This is a genomic window from Neptunomonas antarctica, from assembly GCF_001305295.1.
GTDB classification, from domain to species: domain Bacteria; phylum Pseudomonadota; class Gammaproteobacteria; order Pseudomonadales; family Balneatricaceae; genus Neptunomonas; species Neptunomonas antarctica.
The window spans coordinates 150134-163302 of the sequence record NZ_LJSI01000021.1; the positions used below are offsets into that span (position 1 = coordinate 150134).

Consider the following 13169-nt stretch of genomic DNA (forward strand, 5'->3'; position numbering starts at 1 on the left):
ACATTCGGGGCCGCCAAACAAATCAAAGGTTGGCCTCTGGACTCTTCAAATATTTATGCGGACACCTAAAGGAATAATCGTGTCCGCAACGGAGCAGTCTGGGGCAGAGTAAAGTTAAATCAATTGTTATATAAAAGGCGTGATGTTTTTCATGGCGCGCTCTACGTACTCTTCTTTTTCACCCACGGGTGCTACGTAATGAATTGCACTTTTTGCTGCTTCTAACCCCTCTAAACGAGTAATTATCCACACCGCAAGATATTGGGACGCAAGGCAACCGCCAGCAGTCGCTACATTACCTTTAGCAAAAAAGGGCTGGTTTAGTACTTCAATTCCGGCCTCTTGTACCCAGGGCTTCGTCGTCAGGTCGGTACACGCAGGCACCTCATGTAACAGACCGAGCTTGGCTAAAATGAGCGTGCCGGAGCATTGCGCGCCCAGTAATTGCCGGGATGGATCAAGCTGTAATTGCGCCATGATTGATTCATCCGCGACAACGTCGCGTGTTTTCATGCCGCTACCAATAATAACGGCATCCGCAGTACTCGCCTCATGAAGTGATATCTGGCTCTCTAATACAACACCGTTCATCGATTCAATACGTGCAGTAGGGCTGGCTATCGATACGCGCCAATCCGGTTTTTTAATCCGATTCAGGATGCCAAGTGCGATTAGGGAATCAAGTTCGTTAAAACCATCAAAAGTCAGAATAGCGATATGCATAGTGCTGAGCCTCGTTTAATTGTTGTCATGGATACATTAACGTCTGGATTAAACCTGAACTTCTTCAGTCCCGGCGCGCACGTGCCCCGGGCCAACACCCATAACGCGCTTAAAGGCCTTGGCGAAAGAAGACTCACTTTCATAGCCGCAGCTTAGTGCTGCATCCAGGGTCGTGATGCCTTCATCGGCCAGCGCGCGATACGCCTGAGTCATACGCCATTGTGTTAAGTAGTCCATGGGTGTTTGCTGGACAACCTCTTTGAATAAGCTGGAAAATGCAGAGCGGGACATCGACGCTGCACTGGCTAGATCATCTAAGCTGAGACGCTGCCCGCTGCGCTGTTGATGGATTAGCTCCATAGCTGCGCTCAGCTGTGGATGCGTGAAGGAGGCAAACACGCCAGTGGCAGTATCGAGACTGCCTCTTACCAGTAGATAAAACAGACAGTCGGCTAAGCGATTTAATAGCACATTAGTGTGTTGGCCCGATGTTTGGGCTTCTTCCAGAATTAATTCAATAATCCGGCGAGTAGCGCCATGGTCGCTGTGTCGCACGACTATTAGCTTAGGCATCTGCGCGACGAGTTTCTCAAATATCGGATGTCGGTGGGTAAAGTGGCCGCATACCAAGCCAGTCGACTCTTCCTCCAGGCTTTTCGTCATGGGTAGCGCTTCAATCTGATTCGCCGCAGGGGTGCCATTAAGCAAATTGGTGACGCAGTGTTGAGTGTCAGAAGGCATAAAGACCGCATCCCCTTCGCTCAATTCAATGGCCTCACCCTCAAACTTAAAAAAACATTTTCCTTTTGATACCACATGAAAAGTCATCTGGCGTGAACCTGAGGTATCTATCGCCCAATCGCCGCAAAACTGGCCATTGTTATACACATTGGCTTCTATTTTTAAACTGTCGAGTAATTGGTTAATTGCATTCATAGACGATCAGACATAACTCTTGGTAAATCGAACCTACCGATTAATAGAAGATTCTTTAAGATTTAACACATCAAGACTGTGTGCTTGTTGGGTAAAACCTAACTTTGGTTTTAATTACAATTTTAACTCTAACTCACAACGCAAAATAGGACTACAACAATGAAAATATCATCCATTATGGCTCCAGTAAAAGCGCTGGTATTGCTGGCAGCTTTTACTATTAGCAGCCTTAGCTTCGCGGGTGTTGAAGTGCAAACCGACGAAAATAACGTAACACTTGCAGGGCATGATGCCGTAGCCTATTTCACTGAAAATGCACCGGTTGAAGGCGATGCAAACATCAGCGCAATACATAACGGCGCTATCTATCGTTTCTCATCAGTAGCAAACCGGGACACGTTCAATGCTAACCCTGAGAAGTATGCTCCACAATTTGGTGGCTACTGTGCATACGGTACATCACTGGGTAAAAAACTTGCGATTGATGGCAAAGCGTTTGAATTGATCGACGGTAAATTGTACGTTCAAAAAAGCAAAGTCGTACAAGAAGTCTGGTCAGAAAATCCTGTGGCTAACTTAGCTGCAGCAGATAGAAATTGGCCGAAAATAAAAGATGTAGCTGCTGATAAGCTATAAGGCTAGACATCTCATATAGATCGACCAGACTGGCGCGGCATACGGTAAATATCGTCTGCCGCTTTTTTAATAGGAGGAGTTAGGCGTATTAGCAGGATCAATCTCGCCATACACTTCATCAGGATCAACATCGTTGATCAATAAGGTTTCTCTTACTTTTTCAATATGATCAAGCACTGCTTGGTATCGATCACCGTATTCGTACTTGGTTACTTCAATGGCTTTGGGCATATAGGTAAAAGCAATTTTAAGTGCCAGTAAAGCGTCGTCGTTTATTTTTTCGGTCATAGTGATCTCATTTATTGCCGTTGAATATTGCTGCATCTTAACGATGCTAGCTTATTTTCTTGTGTTTTATAATCGGTTATTTGTGCTTATCTGAAATTGACTCTGCTGTCTGGCGTTATTTCCAGTTCAATTATTTTGTTATAGTGCTCTGCATATTATGAGTCTATAAAAAGGATAGGTAATGAGTAATGCCCCGCTGCGATTATCCGGTCACTTGTGTTGGCTGTTTTTATTCTTGCTATGCAGTGGATCGCTATCTGTTAAGGCGGATAGTCAACCAGCGCTCGAGCCAGCGTTACAAGCACCGCTCGAAAATACCGAGCGGGTTATTGATGTTGATAAACAAGTTAAGGATGCGCAGATACAATCCAGAATCGAGGGGATCCTGACAACGGTTGATAAATATACGAGCTTAAGTGTTGAGGCACGACAAGGTTTGGTGTTTCTTGAAGGGCGGGTAACTGACGAGCACTTTGTGGGTTGGGCTACGGATATTGCTAAAAACACGCAAGGTGTTGTTGCTGTCATTAATAACATCTCTCCGCTCCCAAAAAGTGTGGTGGATATGGCGCCGGTGCGCGCTGAGCTGACACGGCTTTGGTATGCTTCTTTAAAAGTGTTACCGATGGTCGTGATTGGTTTCGTGGTGCTGATTATCTGCATCATGCTAGCGCGACCACTTGCGCACCTATTAATGAAACCTTTTAGCGGAGTGAACCAGAGCCAGTTGGTGCAGGTTGTCGTCAGCCGTACCATTATGCTGTTCATCATTTTATTTGGTTTTTATTTCTTCTTAAGGATAGCGGGCTTAACGCAAGTCGCTGTGGCGATCATTAGCGGTACGGGTGTTATCGGGCTGGTGGTGGGGTTTGCATTTAAAGATATTGCTGAAAACTTTATTGCTAGTTTGTTATTGAGTGTGCAACGTCCGTTTCAAATGGGAGATGTAATCGAGATTAGTAGCCATAAAGGCGTTGTGCAAAAAATGACAGCGCGGGCGACGACCTTGGTCGACTTTAATGGCAACCATATTCAAATTCCTAATGCGACCATCTATACCAATGTGATCAAAAACTGGACTGCCAATCCACTCGCACGAGGGAGTTTTGTGTTGGGTATTGGTTACGATGCCAGTATTCGTAAATCTCAATCTCTGGCATTGAAGGTGCTCATCCAGCATGACGCGGTGCTGGCCGATCCTGAACCTCAGGTGCTGGTTGAATCGTTAGGCTCATCGACTATCAATCTGCGAATTTACTATTGGGTTGATCAGCGTATGCACAGTGGGGCTAAGGTCGGATCTATCATGATGCGCTTAATTATGCGGGAGCTAGAGAGACATGGCATCAGTATGCCGGATGATTCACGAGAGATTATTTTCCCGCAGGGTGTGCCTGTCGTTATGAAAGATGTAAACGATGTTAAAGAACAGGATTCTACAGCCAGTTCTCCTCTGATTGTTGCCCCTGTGACTGAGCCATCCGTGCCATTTTATACCTCGCAGGTCGGAGCTGATCTTGAAGTGAGTGCGCATGATGATTTGAGCAGTGATACGGATGATATACGACAACAGGCTGCTGCCTCCCGCGATCCGGAACAAGGCAAGAATATTCTCTGATTTTAAAGCGTTTCTGCAGGTAACAGGCCTTTGACACGCGCTTGTGTCTGGTTTGTAATTCGTTCGTGGCTGCCGCGGGTTTATCTGTTCCAAAGTGGCTTCTGTCTTATGTTTGAAACCTATGGCTGTGGATAGGTATTAGCTGAATAGTGTTGCCGTTTATTGCGTACTTTTTGTTTATACTGTGCCCAGTGAATGCATTAAAATAACGTCTCAACTTCGTAGCATCGATATTTGTTACGTGGTATATAAACAGCCGATATTCCATGCATCACTCTGTCGTGATATCAACTAACCTGCATTAGACAATATAAAGGGTGCTCTAGACTTATGAAAATTTTCAGCTGCATTTGCGGCGTAACCAGTACCCTTTTTTTTGAAAGTACTCAATGTACAACCTGCGGGCGTTTAACAGGATATTGTCAGGATATAAAAGCAGTCATCGGCTTTGATGCCACTGAATCCGCTGGAATATATACTTCTACAGTCAATGAAAAACAATACCGACAGTGTGATAATTACAGTCAGCATCAGGCGTGTAATGGCATGGTGCCGACTGACAGCATCAAGGCCGACGTTCTTCCCAATCAAATGTTATGTTTTAGCTGCCATTTTAATGAGAATATCCCTAATTTGTCTGTGCCGGGGCATACCGCCTTATGGCGTAAGCTGGAAACGGCTAAACGTCGCACGCTCGTGACACTCAGTGATCTGGAGTTGCCTTTGCTGGATAAACAGCAATATCCGGAACTGGGGCTTAGCTTTGACTTTTTGGCGGATAAACAGGTCAGTGATCACTTTACTACGCCGCTGGACGGTTATGATCCCGTCTTTACCGGGCATAATAATGGTCACATCACGATTAATATTGCCGAGGCTGATGATGTCGCGCGTACATCGACCCGCTTGGCAATGGGTGAACGTTACCGCACCCTGCTTGGGCATTTTCGCCATGAGATAGGCCATTATTATTGGGATGTGTTGATCGCTCGTCATCCTGCAGAATGTAAACGATTTCGTGCTCTTTTTGGAGATGAACGTGAAAGTTATCAGGATGCTCTGAAGTATCATTATGAAAATGGGGCGCCTGATAACTGGCAGGATAACTTCATTTCTCCCTATGCAAGTATGCACCCGTGGGAAGATTTTGCTGAAACCTGGTCACACTATCTACACATGATTGATACACTGGAAACGGCTCAATCGTTTGGTTTGCAAGTCAATACTAATAACCACACGACCGATAATACCGATATGAAAGAGTTGCACTTACCGCAAGCCATCAACTATTTCGATAAAAAATCATCGTTGCTGGATATGATCGAGACATGGGTGCGTTTCTCGGTCATTCTTAATTCACTCAACCGTAGTATGGGGCTGCCTGATGCCTACCCCTTTGTGTTGAATGAAGTGATTGAGAAAAAACTACGTTATATTCATTACATCATACATACCTCTGTCAGCAACCCGCACACTAAACTCCCGGCTGCTGCGAAAGCGTTGCTTAACAACTCTGCTTTATAAGCGCTGATGATTTACGAGACAGCAGGCATAAAAATGCCTGCTGAATTGACTTTTGTTATGTGTAAAGCCAGCTTGCGATAAGATGATTTGCCATAATGCCCGTGCTGTAAACGGTGAGTTTCAGAGCACTTTTATACTTAGCAGGCCTCTGCCGCGTTCTTGTATTTGTTGTGTTAATTCGCTGGCAGATGATGCCGGTATGCTGACGGTAAGCGTAACGGATTCCGCATATTGGCTGTCTATTACCTGAGTATCAACAGTGTGTAATACTGCGTCAACTGTTGACGACAAGGTGTAAGGGTAAGTGAGTTCGATCGTACAGCGAGGGTGTACTTCTTCAAATATTGCCTGTGCGATCGCTTCTTTGACGCTCGTTGAATAAGCGCGCACCAAGCCGCCCGTACCAAGCTTTATACCACCAAAAAAGCGTGTTACCAGCACGCACGCTTGGCCAATGTTTTGTCCTTGCAGTACATTAAACATGGGTTTGCCTGCGGTGCCGGACGGCTCTCCATCATCACTATAGCCAAAGCCTTCTTCTGACTGAGGAGCCCCTGTAATAAATGCGCTGCAATGATGGTTTGCTGAGGGCGTGGCTGCTTTCGCCTGTTGAATATAAGCGCGGGCGGCAGGAACAGTGGAAAGGGGTGTTAGCGATACATAAAAACGGCTCTTTTTGATTTCATATAGCGTTTCTGTTGTCGCAGTAGGTTTTAGGTAAAAAGGCTGGGGCACGTGAAAAATCCCGTGAAGATAAGAGGGGAGTATAAAAGAGAATATAAATGAAGGTTACTTTAACACTGAAGTGCAGTCGCGCAGAATTATTCTAAATGGGCAGGGTCATATGTAGCAGGATGATTTGATTAAGCGTTCACGCAAGAGTAAATTGTTTGGGATGCAGTAAAGTTTAAGTGACGTTGCTGACGTGATGCTAAGCTAATAGCGAAACAAGGTCAGGAGAGGCATATGGATACGGTTAAGCATAATTTTGAAAATTTATTTCTTCAGTTAGGTTTAAGTGTTGAAGGGAAAGATATCGAGACGTTTATTCAACAGCATGTTCTGGATGCAGAAACTGCTTTGGAAGATGCGTCATTCTGGTCTCCAGGGCAGTCTGCATTCATTAAAGAAAGCCGTGCTAATGATGCCGATTGGTCCGAGATGGTGGATGCGTTAGATTCCTTGTTACGTAAAAAAAGATAGTCAGTTTGGCCATATTAATTACTTGGAATAGTCGATGAATAAGTTATACATAGCTCTGGTTGCTGTTTTTTTTAGTGCTGTAATGTCGGGTTGTAGTACCGTTGAGGGGTTTGGTAAAGATCTCAAAAAAGGTGGCGAGGCGATCGAAGAAGCATCTAAAAAATAGCCTCCGAACAAAATTTGAAAGGGTGCCGATGGCACCCTTTTTTATGGCTAAAGCTCGGCCAGAACTAAAGTAAAAGCTAAGGAAAAAGCTAAGATAAAAGCTCTGGAAACAACTTAATCGTTAATTAGTAAGATAATCAGATCTTTAGGGCCATGTGCGCCCATTTGTAGTGTCTGTTCTATATCTGCACTGCGAGAAGGGCCTGTAATCATATTGACGGTGCGTGGTAATTCGCCTTGGGTTTTATCCCGCAGTTTTTGCCATGCGTCTTCATACGGGCCGACGATGTCGGATCGGTTTAAAATCACAAAGTGATTATCCGGCAAGAAATTCAGCGTTGTCGGGCTATCTTTACCTGAATGCAGCATCAGTGTTCCGGTTTCAGCGATACCCGCAAAGCTGGTGGTCAGGCTAGCCGAATCTCCCACTTGAGCTACGCGCTGCACACAGGTTAGCTCCGCTGCAGAATCCCAGTCGAGTCCTAAAATAGCCTCATCACTGGCCGTTACCAGCGTATCGATGTGATGGTCTTTCAGCCAGGTAGCGCAAATTTGCGGCACCTCAGTAATACTGTTTAGCTGGAATAACTCGGCCGCTGCTTCTGTTGCCATAGCAATGAAAAGTTCTATCTGTCCTGCATGCGACAATTGGGAGCGCTGTGGAATCAGATTACGTGCATGCTGGTTGATGCGGTTTAATACGGCCTGTTTTTGCTCTTCTGAAGCTTCACCGCGTTTCAGGCCACGGCGAATGTTGCCAAGAATTTCTGCTTTACTCATAACATATCCCCCGTTAGCTCTGTTTACGTGATTTGTACTGTGACATAAATGTTTTACCGCTGGGTGCTGGCATATCCCGCCAGTCGGTCCAGCCACCCGCCATCGGGATTTTCTTGATGCGTCCTTTTTTCCCTGCCATCAGGCGTAGAAATAGATTGGAGCTAACGGCGAGCAATCGATACAGGGCAGGGCGTTTAGCAAAGAAGGCCCAGCCGCCAATCCCCCAGCGTACCGCTTTCGGGCTTAAATGCTTGGCGAACTCATCTTCGCGCCAGTGACGCATCAGCTTCGGCAGTGGAATGCGAACAGGGCAGACTGATTCGCACTTACCGCAGAAGGTTGATGCATTCGGCAGTAGGCCTGCATTCTCAATTCCTACCATTTGTGGTGTCAGTACCGATCCCATAGGGCCGGGGTAAACCCACCCATAGCTGTGACCGCCCACGGCACCGTAAACAGGGCAGTGGTTCATGCAAGCTGAACAGCGAATACAGCGCAACATATCCTGAAACTCGGTGCCGACCATTTCACTACGGCCGTTATCGACGAGGACAACGTGAAAGTTTTCAGGTCCGTCCTGATCTTCTGCTCTGCGAGGCCCTGTCGACAAGGTGTTATAGACGGTAAATTCCTGCCCGGTGGCTGAGCGAGCCAGCAAGCGCAGGAAGAGTGTCATATCTTCGAGGGTGGGCACTACTTTTTCGATAGAAGTAACCACTATATGAGTTTTTGGCAGTGTTTGTGTCAGGTCACCATTACCTTCATTGGTAACAATAATGGTGGAGCCGGTTTCTGCGACCAGAAAGTTAGCGCCGGTAATGCCTACATCGGCACCGGCAAACTTCTCGCGTAGCATTTCGCGGGCTTCCTGCATTAATACGGCAGGATCACTGGATTTTGGTCGATTGTGCTTTTCGTGAAAAATCTCGGAAACGTCTTCCAGATTCAAATGGATCGCCGGTGCAATGATATGGCTGGGATGGTCGCCACGTAGTTGCAAGATGTATTCGCCGAGATCTGTCTCGATTGGCTCTACGCCATTTTTTTCCAGATAATCGTTCAGGTTGATCTCTTCAGAGACCATCGATTTACCTTTGGTGACGGTTTTAGCATCAACTTCTTTACATATTTCCAGAATTTTTTTGCAGGCATCATCCGGCGTTCGACACCAATGGACGTGTCCGCCATTTTTGATGACATTCGCTTCGAACTGTTCCAGATAGATATCCAGATTTTCCAGAATGTGGTTTTTCAGCGCGGTGCCTTCGTCGCGTAGTTGATCGAATTCAGGCATCCGGGCAACCGCAGTAGAACGCTTAACGGGAAAACCTGCTTTGAGATTGCCTAATGCTTTCTGTAAATTTACATCGTGTAAGGCAATGCGGGCGTTTTCTTTAAATGCAGGGCTCTTAATTTCCATGATGTTATCTCCTACGCCGGTTGGCCAAGTTCGTAAGCTGAATCGCCAATCGCAGGCTCATCAGTCATGCCTGCCAGTACTTCAACGATATGGCGTGTTTCAATTTTATGGCCCTGACGTTTGAGTTTACCTGCCATATTCAGCAGGCAGCCCAGATCGCCGCCCAATAGGGTAGTTGCACCAGAGACTTGAACATTAGCCGATTTGTTTTCCACCATGCGATTGGAAATTTCCGGATATTTCACACAAAAAGTCCCACCAAATCCGCAACAAGTCTCGGCGTCTTCCATTTCGGTTAATGATAAATTGGCAACGTTTGCAAGGAGTTTACGGGGTTGCTGCTTCACACCCAGTTCTCGTAATCCGGCACAGGAGTCGTGATAGGTTACATTGCCCTCGTAAGACGCAAGCATTGAATCGAAATCGATCACATCAACGAGGAATGAGGTGATTTCAAAGGCGCGGTTACGCAGATCTTCCGCGCGCGCTTTCCAGGGATCAGTGTCATCAAATAGATCAACATATTGATGTAGCATGCCAATACACGAACCAGAAGGGCCGACTACGTATTCAAAACCATCAAATGCCGTGATGGTTTGACGGGCGATGTCTTGAGTCGTTTTTTTGTCGCCGCTGTTAAACGCGGGTTGCCCACAACACGTTTGTGCTTCGGGTACAGTGACGTTACATCCTGCGTTTTCAAGCAGTTTGATGGTGGCGAAGCCGATACTGGGGCGAAACATATCGACCAGACAGGTGACAAATAGACCGACCTGAATAGGCTTTTCTGATGCGAGCATGGCGTTTACCTAAAGTGTTTGGACGTTAATTTTTGTTATGTCATCTAAAGACTGTATATCTGTTAACCAAGATAGGTAAGGTTAAGCGTAAAAGAAATGCTAAACTAAAAACTGGTCTGACCAGAACGTACATAACGTGAATGTTTAATCTACGTAAGGGAATAAGTATAAAGTCTATGTTGATGAAGCATACAGTGTCGACAAAAGAGCAGCTTTGCCGCTATCTGAAACAGAAGATTCTGTTAGGCGATATTATTCCTGATCAGGCGTTGCTTTCTCAGCGTCAATTAGCGGCGTTGACAGGCTTGGCGCGCTCTACGGTCAGAGAGGTGATTCAACAGTTAGAGCTTGAGGGCCTGATTAAAACAGTGCCGGGTGGCAGAAGTATTTGCCAGAATATGATGCTCGATCATATAGAAATGCCGCTGGAAGGCGTGGGTGATAATCTGGATTTTCAGCTTCAGGTCTTAGAAGCCAGAGCGTTTCTTGAAGGTGAGGCGGCCTATTTTGCAGCACTGCGCGCCACAGACCAGCAACTACATGACATTGCCGAAGAATTTAAGCGCATGCAGTTACGTAGCAAGGGACTTAGCACGCTCGATAAGGCAAAAGCCGATCTTCGTTTTCATATGATGATTGCAGAATCCAGCCATCATGTTCTGATCACCTCCTTTAGTCAGCTCTTTTATAATCGTTATTTTAATGCGATTTATGGCGTACTCAATAACACCCTGATTAAGTTTGGTCGTTACCCCGATGGGATTCGTATGCAGCATGAACAAATTTATCATGCGTTACAAAAAAGAGATGCGCAAAAGGCCCGTAAAGCCGCGCGTGAGCATATTCTGTTTACCCGAAAGCTGCTTGAAGGTGCTGATTAAAATAGGGCGCCACTTTGGCTGCCTGATAAGGTACCGGTACTGTTCGATAGCTGGATCAGTGTTTAATTCCCGTCTAATAATAGGTTAATCGAATAGCTGCCATGGCTTTATCGTGAGGGTTTGGTAAAATGCGCCTCCAGCGCTGCGTACCTGGTTTGTACGATGTGCATAAAGTATTGAAATTGAAGTGGCCTGTCGTAGGGGTCACCACTGATAAACAAGGAAAAGAAATGCCTGTTATTACCCTCCCTGACGGCAGTAAGCGCGAGTTTGCTAACCCCGTTTCCGTATTTGACGTCGCCGCTGATATCGGTGCTGGCCTTGCTAAAGCTGCCTTGGCAGGAAAAGTGAATGGTGAGCCCGTTGATACTTCTTTTATCATCAATGATGATGCCGAATTAGCGATTATCACGGCACGTGATGAAGCCGGCGTTGAGGTGATTCGTCACTCATGTGCGCATTTGATGGCGATGGCAGTACAGGCATTGTTTCCAGGAGTTCAGGTCACGATCGGTCCTGTGATCGAGAACGGCTTTTATTACGATTTTGCTTATGAGCGTCCTTTTACTTCTGAAGATCTGGAAAAGATTGAAAAGAAAATGTCTGAGCTCGCTAAGCAAAATCTGCCGGTATCCCGCTCTGTTATGAGTCGTGACGACAGTGTTGCTCTGTTTGAAAAAATGGGTGAGAAATATAAGGTCGAACTGCTGAGTTCAATTCCTGCAGATCAGGATCTCTCTTTCTACTCACAAGGTGACTTTATCGATTTGTGTCGTGGCCCTCACGTTCCTTCAACGGGTCATATTAAGGTCTTCAAATTAATGAAGGTGGCCGGCGCATACTGGCGTGGTGATTCTAACAACGCCATGTTGCAGCGCATCTATGGCACGGCATGGGGTGATAAAAAAGAGTTAGCCGCTTACCTGCATCGTTTGGAAGAAGCTGAAAAGCGCGACCACCGTAAGCTAGGAAAGCAGTTAAACCTGTTTCATTTGCAGGAAGAAGCACCCGGTATGGTGTTCTGGCATCCGCATGGTTGGACGCTATATCAGCAAATCGAACAATACATGCGTACAAAACAACGTAAACATGGCTATCAGGAAATCAAAACACCTCAGGTGGTTGAACGTAGTTTGTGGGAGAAGTCCGGACATTGGGATAAGTTCTCCGAACAGATGTTTACCACGCATTCTGAGAGTAAAGACTTCGCGATTAAGCCTATGAACTGTCCTTGTCATATTCAGGTGTTCAACCAGGGTCTGCGTTCATACCGTGATTTGCCACTGCGTTTGGCTGAGTTTGGTTCGTGTCATCGTAATGAGCCTTCGGGTGCTTTGCATGGCATTATGCGTGTGCGTGGCTTTGTACAAGATGATGCGCATATTTTCTGTGCTGAAAATGCTATTCAGTCTGAAGTTGCCAGTTTTATTAGGTTTTTGCATGAAGTGTATGCAGACTTTGGTTTCACAGAGATTATCTATAAATTGTCGACACGCCCTGAACAGCGTGTAGGATCTGATGAGGTTTGGGATAAGGCGGAGAAGGCATTGGCTGATGCGTTAGACGCTGCTAAGCTTGATTGGCAGGAATTACCCGGCGAAGGTGCGTTTTATGGTCCGAAAATTGAATTTTCTTTAAAAGATTGCCTAGGTCGTGTCTGGCAATGTGGTACAATTCAAGTAGATTTTTCAATGCCGGGGCGTTTAGAAGCTCAGTTCGTTAATGAAGTGGGTGAACGTGAAACTCCCGTTATGTTACATCGGGCAATACTTGGATCCTTTGAGCGTTTTATTGGTATCCTGATTGAAAACTATGCAGGCGCATTGCCGGCTTGGCTTTCACCAGTACAGGCTGTTGTGATGAATATCACAGATAAACAGGCCGAATATTGTCAAGATGTAGTAAAAACACTGGAAAATAATGGATTTAGAGTCGTTTCGGACTTGAGAAACGAGAAGATCGGCTTTAAAATCCGTGAGCGAACTCTTCAGAAGGTTCCTTTCCTTTTGGTAGTTGGTGATAAAGAGGTTGAGAACGGGTGTGTGTCCGTAAGAACGCGCTTGGGTAAAGACCTCGGCTCAATGAGTATAGAAACATTCACCAGCTTCCTGAATAAAGACGTGGATCAGAAGGGTTGCGAATAATCATTAGGAGATATAACAATTAAGCGTGATAATAAAAGAGGTGCGCGTCGT

At 45.8% G+C, this 13169-nt stretch carries 14 protein-coding genes; 7 read left to right on the plus strand and 7 right to left on the minus strand.

What is annotated here, in order from left to right:
* Positions 1-126: 126 nt before the first annotated feature.
* Positions 127-723: a DJ-1/PfpI family protein gene (locus Nant_RS03170; protein WP_054340197.1), complete on the minus strand. Its 597-nt coding sequence runs from the start codon at positions 721-723 to the stop codon at positions 127-129.
* A gap of 48 nt (positions 724-771) precedes the next feature.
* Positions 772-1659: an AraC family transcriptional regulator gene (locus tag Nant_RS03175; protein WP_054340198.1), complete on the minus strand. Its 888-nt coding sequence runs from the start codon at positions 1657-1659 to the stop codon at positions 772-774.
* 159 nt (positions 1660-1818) lie between these two features.
* Here Nant_RS03175 and Nant_RS03180 point away from each other — a divergent pair, with 159 nt between their 5' ends.
* Positions 1819-2295 carry a YHS domain-containing (seleno)protein gene (locus tag Nant_RS03180; protein ID WP_076496028.1) on the plus strand — a complete coding sequence of 159 codons (477 nt, stop codon included), beginning with the start codon at positions 1819-1821 and terminating at the stop codon, positions 2293-2295.
* A gap of 66 nt (positions 2296-2361) precedes the next feature.
* On the opposite strand, the gene Nant_RS03185 is transcribed toward Nant_RS03180, so the two are convergent.
* A complete protein-coding gene (locus Nant_RS03185) occupies positions 2362-2583 on the minus strand; it encodes a hypothetical protein (protein WP_054340199.1) in 222 nt (73 codons plus the stop codon).
* 181 nt (positions 2584-2764) lie between these two features.
* On the opposite strand from Nant_RS03185, the gene Nant_RS03190 reads away from it, so the two are divergent.
* Both Nant_RS03190 and Nant_RS03195 read left to right on the plus strand, forming a co-directional pair.
* Positions 2765-4201, plus strand: coding sequence for a mechanosensitive ion channel family protein (locus Nant_RS03190; protein ID WP_076496029.1), 1437 nt, complete (start codon positions 2765-2767; stop codon positions 4199-4201).
* Positions 4202-4531: 330 nt separating this feature from the next.
* On the plus strand, positions 4532-5725 hold the full coding sequence (locus tag Nant_RS03195; RefSeq protein ID WP_054340200.1) for a zinc-binding metallopeptidase family protein: 1194 nt from the start codon (positions 4532-4534) through the stop codon (positions 5723-5725).
* A gap of 120 nt (positions 5726-5845) precedes the next feature.
* Here the strand turns inward: Nant_RS03195 and Nant_RS03200 are convergent, their stop codons facing one another.
* Positions 5846-6460: a YigZ family protein gene (locus Nant_RS03200; RefSeq protein ID WP_054340201.1), complete on the minus strand. Its 615-nt coding sequence runs from the start codon at positions 6458-6460 to the stop codon at positions 5846-5848.
* Positions 6461-6691: 231 nt separating this feature from the next.
* On the opposite strand from Nant_RS03200, the gene Nant_RS03205 reads away from it, so the two are divergent.
* On the plus strand, positions 6692-6928 hold the full coding sequence (locus Nant_RS03205; protein ID WP_054340202.1) for a DUF2789 family protein: 237 nt from the start codon (positions 6692-6694) through the stop codon (positions 6926-6928).
* A gap of 34 nt (positions 6929-6962) precedes the next feature.
* The gene (locus tag Nant_RS03210) at positions 6963-7094 is read left to right on the plus strand and encodes an entericidin A/B family lipoprotein (protein ID WP_054340203.1); all 132 of its coding nucleotides are present in this window, start codon (positions 6963-6965) and stop codon (positions 7092-7094) included.
* Between the two features lie 113 nt (positions 7095-7207).
* On the opposite strand, the gene Nant_RS03215 is transcribed toward Nant_RS03210, so the two are convergent.
* Genes Nant_RS03215 through Nant_RS03225 form a run of 3 tightly spaced genes read right to left on the minus strand, consistent with a single transcriptional unit; the run spans position 7208 to position 10093 of the window.
* A complete protein-coding gene (locus Nant_RS03215; RefSeq protein ID WP_054340204.1) occupies positions 7208-7873 on the minus strand; it encodes a LutC/YkgG family protein in 666 nt (221 codons plus the stop codon).
* A 13-nt stretch (positions 7874-7886) separates the two neighbouring features.
* The gene (locus Nant_RS03220) at positions 7887-9293 is read right to left on the minus strand and encodes a LutB/LldF family L-lactate oxidation iron-sulfur protein (protein WP_054340205.1); all 1407 of its coding nucleotides are present in this window, start codon (positions 9291-9293) and stop codon (positions 7887-7889) included.
* Positions 9294-9304: 11 nt separating this feature from the next.
* On the minus strand, positions 9305-10093 hold the full coding sequence (locus Nant_RS03225; RefSeq protein WP_054340206.1) for a (Fe-S)-binding protein: 789 nt from the start codon (positions 10091-10093) through the stop codon (positions 9305-9307).
* 182 nt (positions 10094-10275) lie between these two features.
* Here Nant_RS03225 and Nant_RS03230 point away from each other — a divergent pair, with 182 nt between their 5' ends.
* The gene (locus tag Nant_RS03230; RefSeq protein ID WP_054340341.1) at positions 10276-10974 is read left to right on the plus strand and encodes a FadR/GntR family transcriptional regulator; all 699 of its coding nucleotides are present in this window, start codon (positions 10276-10278) and stop codon (positions 10972-10974) included.
* A 230-nt stretch (positions 10975-11204) separates the two neighbouring features.
* On the plus strand, positions 11205-13118 hold the full coding sequence (gene thrS / locus Nant_RS03235; protein ID WP_054340342.1) for a threonine--tRNA ligase: 1914 nt from the start codon (positions 11205-11207) through the stop codon (positions 13116-13118).
* Positions 13119-13169 lie beyond the last annotated feature (51 nt).